The 23,391-nt window shown below is 59.1% G+C and carries 21 protein-coding genes; 7 read left to right on the forward strand and 14 right to left on the reverse strand.

Features of this window, described 5'->3' with window-relative positions; translation table 11 throughout:
- Positions 1–15 precede the first annotated feature (15 nt).
- From icmH to tssA, 13 genes are read right to left on the reverse strand one after another with little or no spacing between them, the layout of a single operon-like run.
- Complete coding sequence (gene icmH / locus AACY30_RS16185; RefSeq protein WP_339471809.1) at positions 16–879, reverse strand: type IVB secretion system protein IcmH/DotU; 864 nt, start codon at positions 877–879, stop codon at positions 16–18.
- A 5-nt stretch (positions 880–884) separates the two neighbouring features.
- Complete coding sequence (gene tssK / locus AACY30_RS16190; protein ID WP_339540695.1) at positions 885–2,213, reverse strand: type VI secretion system baseplate subunit TssK; 1,329 nt, start codon at positions 2,211–2,213, stop codon at positions 885–887.
- 1 nt (position 2,214) lies between these two features.
- Complete coding sequence (gene tssJ, locus AACY30_RS16195) at positions 2,215–2,700, reverse strand: type VI secretion system lipoprotein TssJ (RefSeq protein WP_339540696.1); 486 nt, start codon at positions 2,698–2,700, stop codon at positions 2,215–2,217.
- Between the two features lie 5 nt (positions 2,701–2,705).
- The gene (gene tagH / locus AACY30_RS16200; protein ID WP_339471803.1) at positions 2,706–3,878 is read right to left on the reverse strand and encodes a type VI secretion system-associated FHA domain protein TagH; all 1,173 of its coding nucleotides are present in this window, start codon (positions 3,876–3,878) and stop codon (positions 2,706–2,708) included.
- An 18-nt stretch (positions 3,879–3,896) separates the two neighbouring features.
- A complete protein-coding gene (locus tag AACY30_RS16205) occupies positions 3,897–4,028 on the reverse strand; it encodes a hypothetical protein (protein ID WP_049712961.1) in 132 nt (43 codons plus the stop codon).
- 41 nt (positions 4,029–4,069) lie between these two features.
- The gene (locus AACY30_RS16210; RefSeq protein WP_339471802.1) at positions 4,070–5,602 is read right to left on the reverse strand and encodes a sigma-54 interaction domain-containing protein; all 1,533 of its coding nucleotides are present in this window, start codon (positions 5,600–5,602) and stop codon (positions 4,070–4,072) included.
- Positions 5,599–8,031: an AAA family ATPase gene (locus AACY30_RS16215; RefSeq protein WP_339540697.1), complete on the reverse strand. Its 2,433-nt coding sequence runs from the start codon at positions 8,029–8,031 to the stop codon at positions 5,599–5,601. The genes AACY30_RS16210 and AACY30_RS16215 overlap by 4 nt, the downstream gene beginning before the upstream one ends.
- A gap of 12 nt (positions 8,032–8,043) precedes the next feature.
- The gene (gene tssG / locus AACY30_RS16220; protein ID WP_339540698.1) at positions 8,044–9,051 is read right to left on the reverse strand and encodes a type VI secretion system baseplate subunit TssG; all 1,008 of its coding nucleotides are present in this window, start codon (positions 9,049–9,051) and stop codon (positions 8,044–8,046) included.
- Entirely contained in the window at positions 9,015–10,802 is a 1,788-nt protein-coding gene (gene tssF, locus AACY30_RS16225; RefSeq protein WP_339471799.1) for a type VI secretion system baseplate subunit TssF, read from the reverse strand. The genes tssG and tssF overlap by 37 nt, the downstream gene beginning before the upstream one ends.
- Positions 10,792–11,184: a type VI secretion system baseplate subunit TssE gene (gene tssE, locus AACY30_RS16230; RefSeq protein ID WP_339471798.1), complete on the reverse strand. Its 393-nt coding sequence runs from the start codon at positions 11,182–11,184 to the stop codon at positions 10,792–10,794. The genes tssF and tssE overlap by 11 nt, the downstream gene beginning before the upstream one ends.
- Positions 11,185–11,198: 14 nt before the next feature.
- Positions 11,199–12,674 carry a type VI secretion system contractile sheath large subunit gene (tssC, locus tag AACY30_RS16235; RefSeq protein WP_339540699.1) on the reverse strand — a complete coding sequence of 492 codons (1,476 nt, stop codon included), beginning with the start codon at positions 12,672–12,674 and terminating at the stop codon, positions 11,199–11,201.
- A 28-nt stretch (positions 12,675–12,702) separates the two neighbouring features.
- The gene (gene tssB / locus AACY30_RS16240) at positions 12,703–13,200 is read right to left on the reverse strand and encodes a type VI secretion system contractile sheath small subunit (RefSeq protein ID WP_339540700.1); all 498 of its coding nucleotides are present in this window, start codon (positions 13,198–13,200) and stop codon (positions 12,703–12,705) included.
- Between the two features lie 32 nt (positions 13,201–13,232).
- Positions 13,233–14,786: a type VI secretion system protein TssA gene (gene tssA, locus AACY30_RS16245; RefSeq protein WP_339540701.1), complete on the reverse strand. Its 1,554-nt coding sequence runs from the start codon at positions 14,784–14,786 to the stop codon at positions 13,233–13,235.
- A gap of 475 nt (positions 14,787–15,261) precedes the next feature.
- Here tssA and AACY30_RS16250 point away from each other — a divergent pair, with 475 nt between their 5' ends.
- Positions 15,262–15,777, forward strand: coding sequence for an Hcp family type VI secretion system effector (locus AACY30_RS16250; protein ID WP_012724698.1), 516 nt, complete (start codon positions 15,262–15,264; stop codon positions 15,775–15,777).
- A 52-nt stretch (positions 15,778–15,829) separates the two neighbouring features.
- Here the strand turns inward: AACY30_RS16250 and AACY30_RS16255 are convergent, their stop codons facing one another.
- Complete coding sequence (locus AACY30_RS16255; RefSeq protein ID WP_339471794.1) at positions 15,830–16,651, reverse strand: aldo/keto reductase; 822 nt, start codon at positions 16,649–16,651, stop codon at positions 15,830–15,832.
- Positions 16,652–16,757: 106 nt separating this feature from the next.
- On the opposite strand from AACY30_RS16255, the gene AACY30_RS16260 reads away from it, so the two are divergent.
- The 6 genes from AACY30_RS16260 to AACY30_RS16285 all read left to right on the forward strand — a co-directional run bounded on the left by AACY30_RS16260 (position 16,758) and on the right by AACY30_RS16285 (position 23,337).
- Entirely contained in the window at positions 16,758–17,252 is a 495-nt protein-coding gene (locus tag AACY30_RS16260) for a DUF1543 domain-containing protein (protein WP_339471793.1), read from the forward strand.
- 148 nt (positions 17,253–17,400) lie between these two features.
- A complete protein-coding gene (locus AACY30_RS16265) occupies positions 17,401–17,682 on the forward strand; it encodes a peptidylprolyl isomerase (protein ID WP_339415882.1) in 282 nt (93 codons plus the stop codon).
- Positions 17,683–17,812: 130 nt separating this feature from the next.
- On the forward strand, positions 17,813–19,672 hold the full coding sequence (locus AACY30_RS16270) for an extracellular solute-binding protein (protein ID WP_339471792.1): 1,860 nt from the start codon (positions 17,813–17,815) through the stop codon (positions 19,670–19,672).
- Entirely contained in the window at positions 19,672–20,733 is a 1,062-nt protein-coding gene (locus tag AACY30_RS16275; protein ID WP_339471791.1) for a microcin C ABC transporter permease YejB, read from the forward strand. Before AACY30_RS16270 ends, AACY30_RS16275 begins: the two co-directional genes overlap by 1 nt.
- Positions 20,733–21,755 carry an ABC transporter permease gene (locus tag AACY30_RS16280; RefSeq protein ID WP_339415879.1) on the forward strand — a complete coding sequence of 341 codons (1,023 nt, stop codon included), beginning with the start codon at positions 20,733–20,735 and terminating at the stop codon, positions 21,753–21,755. Before AACY30_RS16275 ends, AACY30_RS16280 begins: the two co-directional genes overlap by 1 nt.
- A 10-nt stretch (positions 21,756–21,765) precedes the next feature.
- Complete coding sequence (locus AACY30_RS16285; RefSeq protein WP_339471790.1) at positions 21,766–23,337, forward strand: ABC transporter ATP-binding protein; 1,572 nt, start codon at positions 21,766–21,768, stop codon at positions 23,335–23,337.
- Positions 23,338–23,391: the final 54 nt, after the last annotated feature.

The following is a 23,391-nucleotide window of genomic DNA, read 5'->3' on the forward strand; positions in this document are numbered from 1 at the left end:
TCATTGCTTCCTGCGTTAAGAGGACGTCTGAAACAGGCCTGAGACCGAAGATTGAAAAGGTTGCAGCGTCGTGATGCGCGCCTGGCCCAGCACCCAGGCAAACCCTGAATACATCATGAGCAAAACGGCCAGTACGCAGATTGCGACCCACGTGGCGGAGACGATGCGTATCCGTGCCCCGGATGCCCTCCCCGCCGCTGGCGAAAGGGATACCGGCAGCCGGTCGCCTCGAACATGCCTGATCTGGCGGTACACAGCATCGTGTACCGTTTCCAGTTGCGCCCTTCCACGCTCCATAACGCGGTATTTACCTTCAAACCCCAACGCCAGGCACAGGTACATAAGCTCCAGCATGGCCACATGCTTGACGGGATCGCGGGACAAACGCTCCAGCAACTGGAAAAACTTTTCCCCCCCGAAGGTTTCGTTGTGAAAGCGGCTCAGCAGGCTCCTCTTTGACCAGTCGCTGCGACTCCCCCACGGCGTGGTGACGACAGCCTCATCAATGACGCTGCACAGCACATAACGCGCCGACATCACCTGACTGTGCTCTGCCCCCAGGTGCAAGGCATGGGTCTCAAACGCGTTGACGCCCGCTGAAAGCTGGTCATTGAGCGCCTGCAGGCTGTCCCGACCGGAACTGACCTTGAGCTGGACAACCTGCGACAGAAGGTCCCAGGCCGCTGCCATCAGGATGTTGGCACCCATTTTGAAGTTCTGTGCCCCCTGCAGGTGGGCGGCATAAATCATTCGGTCTTCCAGTTGCTCGAAGCGGGGCGGCGATGGGAAGTCCGTAACTGGCCCCTGCGCCGGGCCGAGCCCGTCGCGGTCAAGCAGCACGGTTTTTTCGTCCTGCGGGTATTCACTGTCCATAGTCATGGTGTTCAGTTCCTGATAGCCCAGAAGTTAAGTTCCAGCTCGGCGAATTCGCCGCTGGCGTGGAAGGCAAAACCACCCGATTGCTCCAACTGCGCGATGTCACGGGGGCTGAGTTCGAGCATGAAATAGGTCTTGCCGGCATGAAACGGGATCTGCCTCGGCGCCACCGGCAGCGGTGTGACCTTGATGCCGGCAAGGTGCAGGTTCACCAGCTCGCGGATACGTTCCACGGGCCCGATCTTCAGATGCGCCGGTAGTCGATGACGCAGCTCCTCCGTATCGCACTGGGCGGTGGCCGCTAGAATGAACGTCGCGGCGCCCAACAATTTGAGATCGCTTACCGGACAGACCAGCACCCCGTATTGACGTTGTTGCAGCGGCAGCTCGATGGCCTGTTGTTCCAGCACCAACGACAACACGCTGCGAAGGCCTTCCATCAGCCCGCGAAAGCTCGCCCCCTGATCGCCATGTCGATACTGCACCGCCAACTGCACGCGTTTGTTGTCGCTGGCGAACGTCGACAATTCGCCGAGAATCGACAGAAGCTCCCGATATAACGCCTCCGGGCGCACCTGGGGCTGACTCAGGTAGTGACGCAATATCAACTCAGCACGATTGATCAGTTGCAGCATAAGAAAGTCACCGACCTGCGCCCCTGCAGAGGTGCCACTGGCCTGGATGCGCGCGGCAATCGCATCGCCACGGGTCGCCAGCAGGCTGATCACCTCCTTGATGCATGACGACACATACCCCGAGCCCTGGAGATAGATGAACGTCGGTACAAAATCCGCATCCAGCCTCACGCCGCCTTCATGGGTGGAGTCCTGCACTTGGGCGACCTGGAGTTTCACGTAGCACGGATCGCTGGGTCCCTCCCCCAGCATCAGGCGCAAATCCGGGCGTGCACAGTTGATCTGGCAACGTGAATCGACGCCGGCATTCGAGTCTCCGATTTCCGTTTCACAGGCAACGTAGCGCGCCAGGACATCGCCTTGCTCCCTTGTGCGCACTTCAACCTGATTCTCCGTCGCCAGCGGCAAAGCCAAGTACACGGCCTGCCTGCCCGCATTGGCAGGTACCTGCAACACCAAAGGTTCCATCGCGCCGCTCAGCTCGAACAGACTGCCATCCGGCAACACACCGCTGGCCTGGTTGACAACCACCTTGCCCAGGTTGAGGTACTGCACATCGACGTCCAAGCTCAGGAAACCCCAGGCATCACCGCTCAGCAGGCGGGTACGGTTGAGTTGTCGATGGTAGTACCGGTCGTTGTGCTGCAAGTGCTGGGGCCTTAGCAGCATGCCCTCCTGCCAGATAACGTTATGGATCTGCATCTCAATCCTCCGCCCTGTCAGTGTGAGGCGCTGCCATCCGGATACCCGTCTGGTCCAGCACGATTTCGGCCCGGGTCAGTTGCCCCGGGCCCACGGGCAACACCAACCGCCATTGCACGTGAGGCAAGTCGCGATAGGCCGCCAGCACGCCGACATAACGGCTGTGCGGCTCAACGCTGAGCTTGAGCGTCATCTGTTCGCCGGGCCGCAATTCCAACTCCTCGCTGCTCACCCAATCCTTGGGCAGTGCCTGCTCGGCCCGGCTGTAGAGGCTGAAAAAATCGGCGTTTTCAAAGGCCACGGGGTGCCGCAGCTCAAGCAGTCGCACCACCACCGGTGACGGACGCCCGTGAAGGTCAGGATTGACCTTGTCGCTGGCCGTCAATCTCAGGTCCAGTTTGGTCAGGGTTGAAAACGGTGAGAGGCTGCTACAGCCGGCCAACAGGGCAAGCGCTAACAGCATTGATGTAACAGCAACTCGATACATGAACATCATCCTGGGTAACCGGCGTGCAAGGTAGAGACCAGGCGCACCTGCTCCTCGTAGGCCTTGGAAAAGTCATTACGCAACAACTGCTCGCCCAGAGGTTCCTCGACAGTCAGCCGTCGATAGTGGCGCTGGTACGCTCGCCAATGGGCACCATCTGTAAGGAACCTGGGAGGCTTACCCTCACGCTCGAAGCACAGCAGCAGGTGCCCAGGTGCAAAGGCTGCCAATGCACCCCGTACGGCGGCCTGGCAAGCCACGACCAAGGCCAGTTGGTGAACTTGCAACTCGCGGTACACCTGAGCGACTGCCTGCTCGGCAGAGAGGCGATTCGACTCATCAGCGCCCAGCAACAACGTCATGGCTGCGTGGCTGTCGGCACACGTTTTCAGTGGGTTATGGGTATTGAGCAGCGGGTCGGCCAACGCCCCATCGATCTCACTGTTAAGTTCATCACGGGTTCGTAGGCTTTGCTGCAAGCCTTCGATGGTGTGCCTGAGCAGGCCCGCCGCCCTGATCGCCAGGGCTTCGCGACCCTGCATATCAAGCGTGTCCACCTGCAGGCCCAACGCTTGCGCGAACTGCGACCAGAACGTTTCCAACGCGGCAGGTGCGGCGGTGATGGGCTCGGGAGAGATCACCTCCCTGGCCGGCTCAGCCCACGTCGGTACGACCAAGTGATCGCGGTCCACAGTCCCCTGACATAGCGATTGGGCGGCTGTCGGCGTTGACGTGCGCAAAGCGTCCTGCTGTGCGGATGAATCGTCGTGAAGGTGATCGCGATCCAGTGTTTGGAGAGGGTCAAGCCCCAGGTACGCATCGTCTGGAATCGCGTCATCACGCGCCAGGGCCTGCCGGTCATGTGCCATCAGCCGGGCGCGAATATCCAGCCTGCCCAACTGGTACACATCACCATCACTGATCAGCCGGGCCTGGCCCTTGCAAAAACGCTCCATGCCTCCTGACACACCGATACCGTTGCTGCTGATATCGGTCAGGAAATAGCAACCTTCTCGATAACTGACCAAGCCGTGGTGGCTGGAAATCAAGCGACTGGCATCAGGGATGACCCAGTCACAGCCTGTCCCACGGCCGATCACGCCGCCGACACCATCAAACGTCTTGCGAGCAGGCGACGCACCGCTTGCGGTACTGCAGACTTCAAACACTAATTGCATCGCAGCGCTCCTTTCTGCTCACTGCCCACGACGGACCGCCTGGGGATCACCCAGCGGACGGTAGTCGGCATCATCAAATACATAATTGGCGTTGCAGCCGCTCAGCAAACACAGCACAAGCACCAGGGCTTGCCACGGATGAAAAGGCATCAGGTATCTCCCATGAAAGTAAGGGCCTACACGCTCCCAAATCAGCACTCCTCGCGAACATCGCCAACGGGGATCTTCAGGCGCGCGAGCCGGTAGAGCAGCGTGCGCCGTGCGACGCCCAACTCGCGCGCAGTACGGGTGCGATTGCCACGGTTCTTGTGCAAGCAATCGATCAGGAATACCCGCTCTACCCGCTCCAGGCGTTGGCGCAACGTTGTATCAATGGGCTCATTGGTGGGTGGCACAGACAAGGACAGGTGCGCCGGCAGGATCACACCGTCATCACAGAGCAGTACCGCACGCTCCACCAGGCATTTGAGTTCACGGACATTGCCGGGGAAGGTGTGACTCGACAGTTGATCGAGGGCTGCGTTGGACCACGCCACCGCTTCGCGTCCAAGCGCAGCAGAAGCCTTTTGCGCGAATTCCCGCGCCAGCAGCAACACATCGCCGTCGCGCTCGCGCAGGGGCGGCAACTCGATGGGAAACTGCGCCAGCCGGTAATAAAGGTCTTCACGGAAACTGCCTTGAGCCACCATCGCGCCTAGGTCACGGTGAGTCGCGGCGATGATGCGCACATCAACCTTGTGTGCCGCACTCGCGCCCAAGGGGCGGACTTCACCTTCCTGCAACACCCGCAACAATTTGGCCTGCAGCGACAGTGGCATATCGCCGATTTCGTCAAGTAGCAGCGTGCCACCGTGCGCCGTGTCAAACAGCCCGGCATGGTTGCGCTCAGCCCCTGTGAAAGCGCCTTTGCGATAGCCGAACAGTTCACTTTCCAGCAGCCCTTCGGGAAACGCTGCACAATTCTGCACCACGAAAGCTTTGCCGCTGCGCGGCCCCGCAGAATGGATCGCTCGCGCCACCACCTCCTTACCGGTGCCCGTCTCGCCGCGCAGCAATACGGTGTAGGGGGTATGCAGAACCTTGCCGATCAGGCGATACGTTTCATCCATGGCCGTACTGCTGCCGATCAAACCAAATGCCGTACGTGAGGGAAGCGTGCAGCCACTTGACCGGTTGAGGCTTTCTGAGGAGCACCTACGCCGCAACAAAGCCAGTTGCATCAAGGCAAAACTGCCCAGTTGGCCCAGGGAGGTGATGCAGTCGTGCAGATTTTTCCGGCACTGGCTGGCACACAGCAGCACGCCGTTGATAGCCCTGCCTCGGTTGAACAGCGGCACGCATGACAGCGCCCGCCAAGGCGTCGCCATCGCAGGCAGGAAGCCGCATTCGTAAACGCTGCCTGTGAGGTCTTCCAGGCTCAAGGCAGTTTGATGGCTAAGCACGTAGTGCAAGACCTGCTCATGCTGAAAGTCCTCCGTGCAGACCAGATCGCCGAGGCCAAGCACGTCGGGTAAATGCTGGGCGATCAGTTCAAGTCGGCCTGTGGATTCATCTCGCCAATACAATTGACTGAGTTCACACTGGCTCAGTTGCGCCACCGCCGCCACGCACAGGCCGGGCAAAGTGGCTTCGTCGCCATCAATTCCGAGGCGAATGAACCAGCCAAGCAACACATCGGCGTGGGCCAGGGGATGGGGTATCTGGGTGGACCGGTTGTCCCTCATTGGCTGAACTCACAGACTGGATAGCCGCTACCCGCAAGGTATGCATGCACATGGTCCAGGGATTCGCCCTGAGCCATGGCCTCCAGCAGCCGATCCACCACCTGCGGCAACAAATGGAGTTCGAGCCATTGGTCAATGTAACGAGCGCCGCTGTCGCTGTGGATACACTGCTCGGCCATGTGCGCAACCAACTCTGGCGTATAGCTGAATACCAACTTGCGCAGTTGCAACCTTTGCCCCAGTCGTTCCAGCTTGAGCCTTGCCAAGTCATACAGAACTTCACCCGTGACGGGGTAATACGGCACCACGCGCATCCGGGCCAGCAACGCAGGCTTGAAATGGTCGCGCAGCAGCGGATGGATCGCCTCTTGCAGCACCTGCACGTCAGGTCGCTGACCACCTGCGCACAGTTCACCAATACGCTCGCTGCCCAGGTTGGAAGTCATTAGGATCAAAGTGTTGCGGAAATCGATCTCCCGGCCTTCCCCGTCATTGGCCAGGCCCTTGTCAAAAATCTGATAGAACAGGTTCAACACTTCCGGATCGGCCTTCTCAACCTCATCGAGCAGCACCACCGAATACGGGCGTTGGCGCACGGCTTCGGTCAGCACTCCGCCCTCGCCAAAACCAACATAACCGGGCGGCGCGCCAATCAACCGAGACAGCGAGTGTTTTTCCTGGAATTCCGACATGTTGAGGGTGGTGACAAAACGCTCACCGCCATACAGCAGATCGCCGAGGGCGAGCGCAGTCTCGGTCTTGCCCACGCCACTTGGGCCGACCAGCAGGAATACACCGACCGGTGCGTCGGCTTTATTGAGCCCTGTGGCAACGGCGCGCAGATTGCGATCCAAGGCCCGCACCGCGTGTTCCTGACCGAGGATGCGCGAACGCAGCGCATCGGCAAAGCCCAGGACCCGCGCACTGGGCTCAAGTGCCAGTTGCTCAACCGGGATACCGGTCCAGGCGCTGATGACCTCAGCCACCAGGCGCGGGCACACCTGCTGCGCCACCGTTTTCTGTTCCAGCCAATGTTGCTCCAGATGCTGCCGCTCGCACTGCATGCCTTCCATGCACAGGTTGAGCGCACGCAAGACTTGCTCATCGACGGGAAGCCCTTCGTCCCTGTCTCGGCTCAAAGCCTGGAGCTGCCGCGCGCCCTCTGCTTGCTCCGCGTACAGGCGTTGCAACGCGAGCGGCGCTGTTTCACGGCTGATCCTCAAGCGGGCGCAGGCGGTGTCCAGCACATCTACCGCTTTGTCGGGTAACTGGCGCCCGGCCAGGTAACGGGCACTCATTTTCGCCGCCGCCACCACCGCGTCGTCCCGCACATACACACCATGGCTGCGCTCATAGACCGACACCAGCCCGCGCAGGATCGAAATCGCCTGCTCGACACTGGGTTCGCCAACCATTACAGGCTGGAAACGCCGAGCCAATGCTGGATCTTTTTCGAAGTATTTCTTGTATTCCGACCAAGTAGTGGCGGCGATGGTACGCAGCTCGCCACGCGCGAGCGCCGGCTTGAGCAGATTGGCGGCATCCGACGCACCCGCCTGGGCACCAGCGCCTACCAACGTATGCGCCTCATCGATAAACAGGATCAGGGGCTTTGCCGAGGCGTTGACCTCGTCGATCAAGCCCTTGAGGCGCCGTTCGAACTCCCCCTTGATGCTTGCACCGGCCTGGAGCAGGCCCATGTCCAGAGTCAACACCCTCACATCTTGCAGAGGCGCCGGCACCTGGGCGCTCGCAACGCGCAGCGCGAGGCCTTCGACAACGGCCGTCTTGCCTACCCCGGCTTCGCCGACGAGTATTGGATTGTTCTTGCGCCGGCGCATCAGTATGTCGATCAACTGGCCGATCTCGGCATCGCGACACAACACCGGATCGATACGCCCTTCATGAGCCTGGCGTGTCAGGTCTTGGGTGAAGCGTTCCAGCAATGACTCATCCTGGCGCGCAGGATAAATTTCAGGCGCCTGACTGGACACGAAGCCATGTACACGCTGCGCATCCAACCGGCCTAGTAAACGCTGATAGCCACTTCCTGCGTGGTTTAGCGGGTGACGCAACAGTGCCAGCAATAGGGCGGCGTGATCGACCTCAGTCTGTCTCAGCTCGAGATGGGCAACCATCAGGGCCTGTTGGAGCCACTGCACAAGCGCCTGGGCAAACACTGGATTGCGCGAGGCACTCGACTCACCCTTGGGCTGCAGTGTGGCTTGCAGCTCGCCAACTTCGATACCCGCATCAGCCAATGCCCGTACAAGAAGGCCGTCGTGATGCTCCAGCAAAGTCAACAGCAGGTCTTCCACCAGCACTTCCTTGCCGTCGCGCATTACGCAGCGTTCAGCAGCGCGCTCCAAATCTCGGCGGGTCAGGGTAGTCAATGTCTGGATAAGTTGTTGCAGATCCACATTCATCATAATGATTCATCCCTAGTGAGCGCTGCTTGGCACCAGAACCACACCGTCGGCGCACTCATGTGCCAGCCAACTGGTCCAGCCGAGTCGACAAACGTTGTGTTCGCCAATGTGCAACGGCCTGATTTCTTCCTTGGCCAGTACGAGGCGTAGGTCATACGCCAAAGGATCCCGCGTGGTCAGCCGCACCAACGCACACAGCAGCGGGTAGTCCTTGCCAGTGGGTAAAAAACCTTGGAATGCGTGCCAGCCCAGGCCCTGCAAATGCACCCTGAACTTGCCACTACAGTCGGCGACACGACTTCCCAGTACCTGGTCATGGCCGAGCACGCTGTTCGCAACACCCAGCCGGTTTTTCTGCGAGTCGGCCGTCACTACCGTGCGCAAGACCCATTGTTCGATGAACAAGCGGCGGTGCTTGAAGTAGTAGCGCAGCACCGTCTCGATCATGGCTGCCGAATGTGCCCGCAGGCTAAGCAACCCCAGGTAGGGCAACAGCCGCTTGCAGTCCAATTGCGCCGCATTGCGAATCTGCTGCCCTCTCAACCCGATCAACGCAAACATCTGCTCGGAAAAGGCATCGCGCGCGCCCGCCTGGAAACACGCCCGATAACGGTATTTACGCCAGATCGGCAGCATCAGTCGTTGCAGGCGGTGGTGAAACACGTCCAGGAAGTCTCGCGTAGTGTTGCCCCCTACTTCATCGGCACAGGCCTGCTCGCCGTAAAACGCAGGCAATGGCGATCCCGCACCGCACAAGCCCAACACGTTGAGGCGAAGACGCGCACGTAACTGATCGTGCTCGATAAAAAACTCCACCCGGTCAATATCGTGACCGGGAAAACCAAGGCCGGGGTTGGCCTGAAAGTCCAACAGGTCATACAGCGCGTCGTCGTCCAACAACGGATGAGCATCGCGCAGACGCTCGATCACCTGCAAAACCGCCTGGAACAGCGAATATTCGCGAATGACCCGGGACAGTTGCGTCAAAGCAGGGGCTGCTGCCCCATCCTTGGTGACCATAGGTACACGTCTCCTTGTGTGCTGATGACTCTTAATTCGTGATAGACATTGAGGCTGGCGTAGAGCGCGAAAAATTCGTTGAGCACCGAGGCGAACACGAATACCTCGCCCTGCCCCAAAAAGCCTTGGGGGTCGATGGTCAGATCGATTCGCACTCCGCGAAACGGCAAGCCACGCAGCAATCGGTCGACAGCTGTATGGCTGACGGATCGCATCGCACCCAGCCTTCTCTCGCTGACCTTCTGTGCTTGTCGGTCGTGATAGCGGGGAAAGTCGTAGGTTTGGAGGATCACCTTCAGAGCATTGATGTCGCTCAATGACAGGTAGTTGAGCGACATGTTGCTGATAAGCCGCCACAGAAAATCCTGGTCCAGGGGCGGAGAAAAACTTGCTGTCGGTGCGCAGATATTGCGGAACGACAACCCCTCGGGCGTCTGCTCGCAAGGCTGATTTATATCGCCTACCTGCAACAGCCGAGGCAGGTTTTGATTGGTGCAGGTCAATTCGATCGACAGCGTCTGTGGCTCCAGCGCCAGCCCGTTACCAAAGCCAAGCCAGGTATCGAGCCCCGTATGCTGAGACGACGTCCGCTGGCGAATGCTGTAACTCGGTGCGCCTTGCGAAAGGTCAGTATCGCCATCATGCTCGAAGGACTCGAAGGGTACGTAGGTCTGATATCCGAGCCCCCCAGGCTGCCAACCGGTGACACTGTCTACGGAAAACACGCTAGCGTTCTCTCGTGAATACTCGCCGGGAACCAGCAGGTATTCGTCTTGTTTGCCATCCAGGCGAATCGGCACGGCGTCATGCGTGAACAAGTTGACGATGGGCGTGCAGTACAGCTTCACGTTATCCAGGGTAGGCACCTGGGATTCACGCGATGGATTGCGCAATTCGAATCGCAACATCACACCGTACAGTTGCTTGAGCAATGCACCGGGCAAACTGCGCATTACCTCCAGGCCACCCACATCGACAAACAGGTACTTGTCGGGAAAGGCAAAGTACTCCTGCAGATGGCGATACCCGCGAAAAGTGTTCGACGGATACGGAATCAACGCCTGCTCCTCACTGAACCCCACGGGTTGTACCCGGTCGGCGCTCAATCGCAGCGATATTGCCTGACCATCAACCCCCTCGAGCGGCAGGCCATCGCGGCCCAAAGGCAGCAACTCGATACCTTCAAGATGACGCAACAGGCTAAGGTAGAGCTCCTGGCTGATGTAGCGATCTCCCGTCAGATGCAGGCGTAAATGATCGAAGGTCGATTCACAAAAATTTCCTTCGCCGCTCACGTCCAGGCGTAGGCTCAAAATCGCACACGCTGCTTGGCAGCTGTACTCCAGCGCGCTCAGTCGCAGCGGTAGAACCTGCGTGGCGTAACAGGTACGAAAACGGCATCGTTCGTCGTTGACTGGGGCGCTTTCGACCGGTGTATCCCGTGCGACCCACACACCAGGGCCGGATTGTTTCAAGGGGTCGAATTGCAGGATGCTGAACGCGGGCATCGGTCGCATGTAGTTCGGCCAAAGCAAATGCATCAGCGAATGCGTCAGTTCAGGAAGCTCGTCATCCAGCTTCTGCCGCAGGCGCCCCGTGAGAAACGCAAAGCCCTCCAGCAAACGCTCTACATCCGGGTCCTGGCCTGACTCTGCGAGAAAGGGAGCAAGCGCCGGATTGCGTTCGGAGAACCGCCGTCCAAGCTGGCGCAACGCACTGAGCTCGCTTTGGTAATAACGGTTAAACGACATCCGGCATGACCTCTACACGACCGGTGTCACATAGCCGCGCGGTGAACACCACGGGCTGCCGGGTACCCTTGACCATCAGCGTGGCTTCGATAGCGAACGCCAGGGCCAATGGGTCATGATCCCGCGGCAGCGTTGTGACCCGCACATGCTTCAAGCGCGGCTCGTAGGCTCGGATAAATCGCTCGATCAACAGACGTGACTGACTCAATGATTCATGCAGGCTCTGATTCATATCATTGAGGTCGGGCAAACCGTAGTCCGGCAGCGTCTGTACGCTGCCTGCACGGATACTTAGCATTTTCCCGAGATGGATGGCGACGGATGTCACTCCACAGGCGGGGGCAGCCGCGAGGCGCTCGAAAAGGTTTTGGTGGTGGGGCATTCCCTGGCCTCTGCTCATTCTTTGTCGAGCTTGCCAACCAGGGACAGCGTGAAGTCTGCCCCCATGTACTTGAAGTGCGGCCGCACACTCAGGTTGACGCGATACCAGCCGGGCTCGCCGTCGACGTCACTGACAACAATGCGCGCTGCGTGCAAGGGGCGCCGCCCACGCACCTCGGCGCTAGGGTTTTCCTGGTCGGCCACGTACTGGCGAATCCATTTATTGAGTTCCAGCTCAAGGTCGGTGCGCTCCTTCCACGCCCCCAGTTGCTCACGCTGAAGGACCTTGAGGTAGTGGGCCAGTCGATTGACGACCATCATGTAGGGCAACTGGGTACCCAGGCGGTAATTCAGCTCGGCTTCCTTGCCCTCGGGACTGAGGCCAAAATATTTCGGCTTTTGTACCGAACTGGCGGAGAAAAACGCGGCATTGTCGCTTCCCTTGCGCATCGTCAAGGCAATGAAGCCCTCTTGCGCCAGTTCGTATTCACGACGGTCAGACACCAGTACTTCAGTCGGAATCTTGGTTTCGATTTCGCCCATGCTGTGGAAGTGATGCAAAGGCAAGTCTTCCACTGCCCCACCGCTTTGCGGGCCAATGATGTTCGGGCACCAGCGAAACCGCGCGAAACTGTCAGTCAGGCGCGTGGCAAAGGCGTAGGCAGTATTGCCCCACAGGTAGTGCTCATGGTTGTTGACCACGCTTTCATGGTAGGCGAAGGTCTTGACTGGACATTCAAGGGGATCGTAGGGCGTACGAAGCAGGAATCGCGGTACCGTCAATCCGACATAACGCGCGTCTTCGCTTTGGCGAAAGCTTTGCCATTTGGCGAATTGCGGGCCTTCGAAATGGTCCTTCAGATCTTTGAGGTCCGGTAAACCGGTGAAGCTTTCCAATCCGAAGAACGCCGGCCCGGCGGCAGCAATAAAAGGCGCATGGGCCATGCAAGCCACACTGGATGTGTACTGCATCAACTTTACATCGGGCGCGCTGGGTGACAGGAAGTAGTTGGCGATAATCGCCCCCACAGGCTGGCCACCAAACTGACCGTACTCTGCACTGTAGATATGTTTGTACAACCCGGACTGAGTCACTTCCGGTGAGTCTTCGAAGTCTTCCAGCAGGTCTTGGCGGGAGACGTTCAGCAGCTCGATCTTGATGTTCTCGCGAAAGTTGGTGCGGTCAACCAGCAATTGCAGCCCTTTCCAGGAGGCTTCCAGCGCCTGGAAGTCCGGGTGGTGCAAAATCTCGTCCATTTGCAGGCTGAGCTTTGTGTCGATCTCGGCAATCATGCGGTCGACCAAGCGTTTCTTGACGGGCTCGCCACGGTTTTGCGGCTTGATCAACTCTTCGATAAACGCTGAGACCCCGCGTTTGGCAATGCCATACGCCTCGTCGTCAGCACTCAGTAGTGTCTGCGCAACTATGTTGTCGAGGATGCTGTACTGGTCAGCGGTTTGTGCAGGTAGCGAGTGCTGTTGTGTCGTCATGTGGTCAGTGTCCTTTTACTGAAAAATGTCAGGTGTCGGGGCTGTCCAGCCCCAGTTCCGCCAATACCCGTGCGCGGGACTCGTCATCGGCCAGGGCCTGTTCGATAGCCTTGCGAAAGCTCGGGGTGTTGCCCAATGGTCCTTTTAGCGCCATAAGTGCCTCGCGCAACGCCATCAGCTTGTGCAGCTCGGGAACCTGTTCAACCAGGTTCGCGGGATTGAAATCCTTCATGGAATTAATGCCGACCTGAATGGACAGCTCCTCAACGTCTGCCTCCTCCTGCAGGCGGTTGGGCACGTTCAGCGTCAAGCTCAACGCCTGCTTGGCCAGCACGTCATCCAAAGTGTTCTTGTCGATCGCGATAGGCTTGCGATCTTCAAGCTTGCGCACATCCTCACGCTGGGTGAAATCGCCCAGTACCAACAATTTCAATGGCAGTTCGACTTCTTCCTGCGCGCCGCCGATGGCGGGTTTGAACGTGATATTGATCCGTTCCTTAGGGGCTACCGAAGCTTCTTTGGCCATGGTGTATCTCCTTTTTCAAGTGGCTCGAAAGCCTATTCAAGTACCGCTTCCAGATCGAAGAGGCACAGCCTGCGGTGGGCGTCTTCCTTGCGTTCGCGCACGGCGTGGTTTTGTGGCAGCAGATCGCAGCAGCGATACAAAAGCTGGGTGACTTGGAGGGCCAGCTCCGGCTCCCAGCGTTCAAGGCCTGTGCCTTGCAATTCGTGGTCGAGGTGTTCGAGTTGGATCTTCGCCAACTCATGTTTGCCGGCCTGTACACACAGGCGCGCCTGGGCCAGCCGCCAATAAAAACGCGCGCGATCACTGCGAGCGGCATGCATGCCTTGCTGGAGTTCATGGATGGCGGCCTTGAGCCCTTCCTTTAGCAGCCGGGGTGCCACGGCTTGCAAGGCGATCTCCCAGGGCTCGGCTTCGGCATCAACCACCGCTGTGGGTGATTCGGGCCTTTGTAGATGACGCGCAACCTGCAGCGTGATCCAGTCGCGCGTGGCGGCATCGGCAAAAGGGGCGCCGTCGTAAAAGCGAAAAGCCGGCAGCTCCGGCAAGCGTTGCAACAACAGAGCGAAGGTCACTTCCAGCTCGGTCATGGCCTGTTCGGCCTGCAAGGCCTCCAGGCATTGCCAGAGCATGCGCAACCCATCGAACCAGAACATCGCACCGCAGAGACTGGCGTCGAGTTCAAGCACCAGGTCGGCGTGATGGCCTTGGGCAAAACGTTCGTGATAACGCTTGAGCTTGTCGGGGGCTGGCCCGCGCAAGGCGGTCACCCGCTCATTATCGGCATCCGGGTAGCTGGCGAGTGCCAGCCATGTCAATGTTCGATTCAGGCGCAGGGCGCGCAGGTCAGTAGCGTTCTGGCGCAACCACCAGGCACACAGGGAACGGGCTTGTTCCTGCAACGTACGCAGCAACTTGCTGGCGTCTTTTTCGTTGTCCACCACCGCTTCGGGTTTGAGCAATTGGCTGGTCGCCAGCTTGACCTGCGCAATGACGCCACTCAATCCCACCGCCGGGGTGTCGCCCTGCGCAGCCCGCTCCAATCGCTGGGCCAATTGCCTGCGTATCGGCAGCAGCAGCGGCGCGTCATCCCCCAAGTGCTTGGCCCACAGTTCATCGAGGCATATCAGGTGCTCAAGCACGGCACGGAATAGAGGCTGCTGGCTCTGCAGCGGCGGGCTCTGCATAAACAGGGGTTCAAGGCGCAACACCAACCATCCGAATGCCGCGCCGCGGGTGCGCGGTTTTTCAGGGTAGACCACCGACCAATGATGCTCGCAGAGATAACGCAGCAACCCGAGCCCGGCCAGTAAGCCTGGGAAGGATTCACGCTGGTGCAGCGCCCAGGTCAGCCAGACGGCCACCTTCAGATCCTTGGACTGCTGGCGTAACAGGATCTCGCTGGTTTCCAGGACCTTATGCCAATCGGGCTGGCCGTTGCCATGAATCGACTGCACCTTGGCCAGCTCTGATTCCAAGACTTCATACTCGCTTGAAAAGCGCATATCGCTGCCCGCAAAACGTGTTTGCGTACACGGCGACCGTGCAACTTTAAGCCAATAATCACAAAGCTCGTCCGAATAATACATTTGGCACCGCGCGCAACTAACCGAGAAAAAAAGGCTAACTAATCACATTAAAACTGCGTATCAGAAAGCCATCTTTACTTTGCCGAAACCCCTGCAAAGCTCCCAAACCTTAGCCACGCCTATAACATTCAGCAAGCGACGGAATTACACTTAATCCTTTTCCTACAAACATGCCAAATCGAAGAATGCGCAGCTTTTTGCGCACTTAAACAACTGTAGGTGCTCGCCCTCTTCGAAAACTACAAGGTTTACCAAGCGATCTACCTGAGCAACTAAATGCGCACCACTGCGCAATCAAACACATTCCAAAGCAATTAAAAACCGCCTATCTCATAGAAACTCCATGCGTATATAAAGGCGCCCCCTACTTTTATTGGGCGACGTACTTTCAGGCACGCTTCTTGTTAGAGGTATTTGCCCAGCCGGCACAATTATCGGTTGGGGCTACCTCATTAATCAGGCAAGGAAACCCGTCATGCCAACACCCGCGTATCTCTCCATCACCGGTGTCAAACAAGGTTTGATTACGGCAGGCACGTTTACCCAGGACTCGGTAGGTAACATTTATCAGGAAGGCCATGAGGACCAGATCCTGGTCCAGGCCTTTGCTCATCAGGTGATCATTCCCCGCGATCCGCAGTCGGGCCAGCCAACGGGACAGAGGGTCCATAAACCTTTGATGATCAGCAAGGTCTTCGATAAGTCTTCGCCATTGCTGTTCAGCGCATTGACCAGCGGCGAAGAGGTCAAGTGTCGGCTGGAGTGGTTGCGCACCTCGTCGGCCGGCACCCAGGAACACTACTTCACCATTGAGTTGGAAGGGGCGACCATCGTTGACATCCAGTCACGCATGCCCAATTGCCAGGACCCGGACAACGCCCATTTCACGCACCTGGAAGATGTGTACTTCACGTATCGCAAGATCGTGTGGACCCATGAAGTGTCCGGGACATCGGGGTCTGATGACTGGCGCAGCCCGGTTGCGGGCTAGATAGGATTGATACAGGAACGGCGCCAAGGAAGACGCCGTTCCTGCCAGCTGGCTACACCATCGCCAACGCATGCTTGCGCTTGGGCGCGCCAAACACGTGATCGATAGCGTCCAGGTCGTGCTCATCCAGTACCAGCTTGGCGGCTGCGGCGTTGAGTCGCACGTGCTCCGGGGTGACGGCCTTGGGTATCGCGATCACACCGTCCTGGCGCAACACCCAGGCCAGAGAAACCTGGGCGGGCGTAACCTCGTGGCGCCGCGCTATCTGCTTGAGGGTCGGGCTGGCTAACAACTCGCCACCCTGGGCGATCGGGCAGTACGCCATCAAGGGCAAGTGATGCTGTTGCCACCAGGGCAGCAGGTCGAATTCGATACCACGCTCCTCGATGTTGTAGAGCACTTGGTTGGTGGCGCAGGCTGGGGATGCGAGCTCCTGCAGGTCGGCTACGTCGAAATTGGAGACGCCCCACCGGCCAATCTTGCCGGCTTCGCGCAAGCGCTCGAAGGCGTCGACGGTTTCTTCAAGAGGATATTGGCCACGCCAGTGCAACAGATATAGATCAATGTAGTCCGTGCCCAGGCGCTGGAGGCTGGCTTCACAGGCACGGGGAACGCCTTTGTGACTGGCGTTGTGCGGGTAGACCTTACTCACAAGGAACACGTGGTCACGCCGACCGCGAATGGCTTCGCCGACGACTGTTTCAGCACCACCTTCGCCATACATTTCGGCAGTATCGATCAGGGTCATGCCCTCATCAATGCCCAGTTGCAACGCCGCGACTTCGGCGCGGTGCTGGTCGGGGTTTTCGCCCATGCGCCAGGTTCCCTGGCCGATGACAGGGACGGGAACGCCCGCCAGATCAATGGTACGCATGACAACCTCCTGATGAGTTCGCGGATTAACAGTGTGGCATTGACCGGACAAAAGGGTTCAATCGAAGTATGGTTAGCCTTTGCCAAGTCGCCAGGAAGAACCTGCAATGCTGTTTGTCGTCATGCTTGGGGGCAAGCACCCTCGCGCAAAGATTGAAGTGCACGATGTGATATTCGCTGTGGCCGACACGCTGGAAGCAGCCTACCCGCAATTGCGCGCCGACTGGTTCGGCAGCCCCAAGGGCGTGCATATCGATTCGTGGATGGCAGTGGACGGCGTCGACGGCTGGAAAGTCGAGATAAGCCACCTGGCACCGGCTGCCGGCGCGCATCACCTGTACTTCATCAACCTGGGTGGTTATGAAGCCAACAGCTTTGGCGAGGCTCACCACTACCTGCTGGTGGTCGCACGCAACAAGCAGGAAGCGATGAGCAAAGGCAAGCAACAGATGCTGCGTCACTGGTCCCAGGCCCATACTGACGCTGTGATGGATATAGACGACTGCCTCCCCATCGACCTGGTGGATGGCCGTTATCTGCACTTGGTGCAAGGCCCGCATCGGCCCATCACCCAGCAAAACGACTATATCGTCCTGCTTTGAACGCTTATGAGCGCTACGCCGAAGCAGCTGAACAATGGATAGATGCCTACCCAGGTTTAGCGCAGCACCCAAAACCCAGTGGAACTTTGCCAGGAAATAACCGCCTGAATCCGGTACGCTCACCCTTTTACTCAAGGAGTTACTTCCCATGGCCAAAGCCACCGCCCGTCACATCCTCGTTTCCACTGAAGACAAGTGCAACGAACTCAAGGCCCAAATCGAAGGCGGCGCCGATTTCGCAGAAATCGCCAAAGCCAACTCCAGCTGCCCGTCCAGCCGCGACGGCGGCAACCTGGGGTCGTTCGGTCCAGGCCAGATGGTAAAAGAGTTCGACACTGTCGTATTCAGCGCCCCGGTCAACGCCGTGCAAGGCCCGGTGAAAACCCAGTTCGGCTACCACCTGCTGGAAGTCACCAGCCGCCAGGACTGATCCAGTCTGCGCTGATGCTATAAACAACGGCCCGCCTTTTGGTGGGCCGTTGTGCATGTGACGACTGGCGACGCTGATGCCGTTAGCGTACAAATCCCTTTTCTACTTCACACGGCGTTCAAGGCTGACAATGCGATTGGCTTTTTCCTACCTTTTTAGCTCGACGCTGGTCCTGTTGCTGACCAGCACCGCCCTGATTGCGGCACCCCAACCTTACCTTACGGTATACGGTGAACCGGCCAAGTACCCCGCGGGCTTTAGCCATTTCGACTACGCCAACCCGAATGCCCCCAAGGGCGGTAGCCTGCGCCGATCGGCGATCGAAATCGGGCGCTTCGACCATGTGCTGCCGTATATCGACAAAGGCATTGGTGTTTCCCAGGTCGATGGCTGGCTCTATGCGCCGCTGGCACAGCGCTCCCTGGATGAGCCCTACACGGTCTACGGCCTGGTCGCCGAGAACATGGAGCGCGCCGACGATGGCCTGTCGCTGCGCTTTTTCCTCAACCCCAAGGCACGCTTTGCTGACGGCAAGCCGATCACCGCCGAAGACGTGCGCTACAGCTTCGACCTGTTGATGACCCAAGGCAGCCTGCGCTTTCGCACGCTGTTCGCCGACGTCAAGCACGTCGAAGTCGAGGGCGAGCGCCAGGTGCGTTTTGACTTCTCCAGCAATGAAAACCGCACCCTGCCCCTGGACATTGCCACCCTGCCCGTCTTCCCGGAGCACTGGTGGAAAACCCGTGATTTCGCCAATGGTGGCGGTTACGAGGCCCCGCTGGGCAGCGGTCCGTACAAAATCAGCAAGATCGACTCCGGAAGCACCATCACCTTTACCCGCGACCCGAATTGGTGGGGCAAGGACTTGCCTGTCAGCCGTGGCCTGTACAACTTCGATCACCTGAGCCTGGAGTATTTCGGTGACACCGAAGTGGCCCGCCAGGTCTTGCGCGGCGGCGCCTATGATTTCAACCGCGAGTTTTCCGCCACCGGCTATTCCATCGGCTACAACGGCCCGGCCCTCGACGATGGCCGCTTGCAACGTGCGCATTTGGCCAAGCAGATGCCGCAAGCGGCCCAGGGTTATGTATTCAACGTGCAAAAACCGATGTTCAAGGACCGCCGCGTGCGCCAGGCGCTGGCGATGCTGTGGGACTTCGAATGGGCCAACCGGCAGATGATGCGCAACATGTACATCCGCCAGCAGAGCTTCTTCTCCAATAGCCCGCTGGCTGCCAGCCAGTTACCAAGCAAAGAAGAGCTGGCGATTCTCGAGCCCTTGCGCGGCCAGGTCCCCGACGAGGTCTTCACCCAGGTGTTCAAGGCGCCGGTGACCGATGGCAGCGGCATGATTCGCGACAAACAGCTGCAAGCCCTGGCCTTACTGGAAGACGCCGGCTGGAGACCTGAAGGCGATAAGCTGGTGAACGCCGAGGGCGAGCCACTGGCGTTCACATTCCTCAATACGCAGAACGGCCTTGAGCGTCTGCTGCTGCCGTACAAACGCAACCTGGCCCAGATCGGCATCACCTTGAATATCCGCCGTATTGACGCTTCGCAGTACGTGAATCGGATCATGACTCGGGATTACGACATGATCGTGATCGGCTTTCCCGTCACCACGTCGCCAGGCATGGAGCTTTACAACTACTTCGGCTCGGCTGCGGCCTATGACCCCGGCGCCAATAACTACATGGTGCTCAAGGATCCGGCCGTCGACACCTTGATCAAAGGCCTGGTCAAGGCCGACACCCAGGCGCAGATGCTCACCTACGCGCATGCCCTGGACCGGGTATTGCAATGGAATTACCTGTGGATCCCCAACTACTACCCACCGGGCACATCGGCCGCGTGGTGGAACCGCTTCGGTCGCCCGGCCATCGAGGCGAAGAACGACGAAGCCCTGGAAACCTGGTGGGAAATCAGCCCCACGCCACTGACCAATGAACAAATGACAGCCGAGCTGAAAAAACGCGGAGGTTCGCGCTGATGTTTGCCTATATCGTGCGGCGCTTGTTGCTGATCATCCCGACGCTGGTGATCATCCTGCTGGTGAATTTCGTGATCGTACAGGCCGCCCCCGGCGGTCCGGTTGAGCAAGCCATCGCCCACCTGCAAGGCATCGGCGGCGGTGGCGTCGGTGGTTCATCCGGCGAAGGCATCAGCAGCGGTTCCCGCGCCAGTCGTGGCCTGGACCCGAAGTTGATCAAGGACATCGAAAAACAATACGGTTTCGACAAGCCCGCGCCGGAACGCCTGTGGCTGATGCTCAAGCGCTATGCCCAGTTGGATTTTGGTAACAGCTTCTTTCGCGGTAAAACAGTGATCGACCTGATCCTGGAAAAAATGCCAGTGACCATTTCCCTTGGTTTATGGGCAACGCTGATCACCTACCTGGTGTCGATCCCCCTGGGAATTCGCAAGGCCGTGCGCCATGGCAGCAGCTTCGATGTGTGGAGCAGCACCGCCATCGTCATTGGTTATGCAATGCCGGCGTTCCTGTTCGCGATGTTCCTGATCGTGGTGTTTGCCGGCGGCACCTCGCTGAACTGGTTCCCGGTGCGCGGGCTGGTCTCGGAAAACTTCGAAGAACTGAGCACCGTGGGCAAGATCGCCGATTATTTCTGGCACCTGGTATTGCCGGTAACGTCGTTGGTGATTGGCGGTTTCGCCACGCTGACGATCCTCACCAAAAACTCGTTTCTCAATGAAATCACGCGCCAGTATGTGGTTACCGCACGCGCGAAGGGCTTGAGCGAAAGACGCGTGCTGTACGGCCATGTATTTCGCAACGCCATGTTGCTGGTGATCTCGGGCATTCCCCAGGCGTTTATCAGTGTGTTCTTCGCCGGTTCCTTGCTGATCGAAGTGATCTTCTCCCTCGACGGCCTGGGCCGCATGAGTTACGAAGCCGCGGTATCGCGGGACTATCCGGTGGTATTCGGCTCGTTGTTTATCTTCACGTTGTTCGGCCTCTTGATAAAACTGATCGGTGACCTCTGCTACACCCTGGTGGACCCGCGTATCGACTTCGCCGCGAGGAACGCCTGATGCTTAATCTGTCTCCCGTTGCCCGTCGGCGTTTCGAGCGGTTCAAGAAGAACCGTCGCGGCTGGTGGTCGCTGTGGCTGTTTATCGGCCTGTTTATCCTGACCCTCGGCGGCGAGTTGATCGCCAACGACAAGCCCTTGGTGCTGAGCTTCAAGAACGAGCTGTATTTCCCGGTGTTCAAGCGTTACACCGAGCAGCAATTCGGTGGTCAGCTGCCGTTCCAGGCCGACTATCGCAGCGATTACGTGCAAAAGCTGATCAACCACGACGGCGGTTGGATGCTGTTCCCACCGATCCCGTTCAGCGATGACACGCCCAACTACGAGCTGACCCGCCCTGCCCCCAGCCCACCTTCAACGGTGAACTGGCTGGGCACCGATGACCAGTCGCGGGATGTGTTGGCGAGGGTGATCTTTGGCGCGCGGGTGTCGATCCTGTTTGCCTTGGCGCTCACGGCGATCAGCGCCGCCATCGGCATTGCGGCGGGTGCCTTGCAGGGCTACTACGGTGGCTGGGTGGATTTGATTGGCCAGCGCGTTCTGGAGGTGTGGTCCGGGCTGCCGGTGCTTTACCTGCTGATCATCCTTTCCGGCTTTGTCGAGCCGAATTTCTGGTGGCTGCTGGGGATCATGGCGCTGTTTTCCTGGCTGGCCCTGGTGGATGTGGTGCGCGCCGAGTTCCTGCGCGGGCGCAACCTGGAATACGTCAAGGCTGCACGCGCGTTGGGGTTGGGTGACGGCAAGATCATTCGCCGGCATATCCTGCCCAACGCGATGACCGCGACGTTGAGCTACCTGCCGTTTATCTTGACTGGGGCTATTTCGACCTTGAGCGCGCTGGATTTTCTGGGCTTTGGCATGCCGGCAGGCAGCGCGTCGCTGGGCGAACTGATCGCCCAGGGTAAACAGAACCTGCAAGCGCCGTGGCTGGGCCTGACGGCGTTTTTCACCTTGGCGCTGATCCTGTCGCTGCTGGTATTTATCGGCGAGGCACTGCGTGATGCCTTCGACCCCCGTTCGTGAGTGCTCCCGTATGAACCTGATCGAAATCCGCGACCTCAGCGTCGCGTTCAGTGGCCAGACCGTGGTGCGCAACCTGAGCCTGGATGTGCGCCCCGGTGAATGCCTGGCGCTGGTGGGCGAGTCGGGCTCGGGCAAGTCGGTAACGGCCCATTCAATCCTGCAATTGCTGCCCGAAGCGGGTACGCAAACCACAGGTTCGGTGAAGTATCGTGGCCAGGAATTGATCGGTGCCTCAGCGGCAACCCTGCAAAAGCTGCGCGGCAACCGCATTGCGATGATCTTCCAGGAGCCGATGACCTCCCTCAATCCACTGCACAGCATCGAAAAGCAGATCGGCGAAACACTGCTGGTGCACAAGGGCCTGGGCGGTAAGGCGGCGCAGGCGCGCATCCTCGAATTGCTTGAGCTGGTGGGCATCCAGAAACCCCAGGAGCGGCTCAAGGCCTACCCGCACCAGCTCTCCGGTGGTCAACGCCAGCGGGTGATGATCGCCATGGCCCTGGCCTGCGAGCCGGAGTTGCTGATCGCCGATGAACCCACCACCGCCCTGGACGTGACCGTGCAGCGCAAGATCCTGCTGCTGCTCAAGTCCTTACAGCAACGCCTGGGCATGTCGCTCCTGCTGATCAGCCATGACCTCAACCTGGTGCGCAGCATTGCCCAACGCGTGTGCGTAATGCGCGCCGGGGAGATTGTCGAACAGGCCGACTGCCAGACCCTGTTCAATTCGCCTCAGCACCCTTACAGCCGCCTGCTGCTGGATGCTGAACCGGCCGGTGATGCGCTGTGCAGCGATGAGCGCGAGACGGTGTTGCAGGTCGACGACCTGAGCGTGCAATTCCCGCTGAGCAGCGGCCTGTTTCGGCGCAAAACCTATCTGCGTGCGGTGGATGGCATCAGCCTCAGCGTGCAGCGTGGCAAGACCCTGGGGATCGTAGGCGAGTCTGGCTCGGGTAAATCCACCCTGGGCCAGGCGATCCTGCGTTTGCTCGATTCCACCGGCAGTATCCGCTTCCAGGGTGCAGCCCTCGACCCGCTGAATAACCAGCAAATGCGCCCATGGCGCAAGCAGATGCAGGTGGTGTTCCAGGACCCTTACGGCAGCCTCAGCCCACGCATGACCGTGGAGCAGATCATCAGCGAAGGCCTGGAAGTACACGCGCCGTGCAGCCTGGCCGACCGCGATGCGCAGGTGGTTCAGGTGCTCGAGGACGTGGGCCTTGACCCTGCTAGCCGCCACCGCTATCCGCATGAGTTTTCTGGCGGTCAGCGCCAACGTATCGCCATCGCCCGCGCCCTGGTGCTCAAGCCGGCGCTGATGCTGCTGGACGAACCCACCTCGGCCCTCGATCGTACGGTGCAGAAACAAGTGGTGGCACTTCTGCGTGAACTGCAACAGAAATACGGCCTGACTTACCTGTTTATCAGCCATGACCTGGCGGTGGTGCGCGCCATGGCCCACGACATGATCGTGATCAAGGACGGCAAGGTGGTGGAGGCCGGCGCGAGCCACCAGGTGTTTGATTCACCGCAGCATGCCTATACCAAAGAGCTTTTAGCAGCGGCGCACATTCCCTTATAGGCGTGCGCGCCCACAAGGATCGCGATTCCATGTCCAATTTGTGTTGGTAGCCTA

Source organism: Pseudomonas sp. RA_5y_Pfl1_P24 (assembly GCF_963970945.1).
GTDB lineage: Bacteria > Pseudomonadota > Gammaproteobacteria > Pseudomonadales > Pseudomonadaceae > Aquipseudomonas > Aquipseudomonas tritici.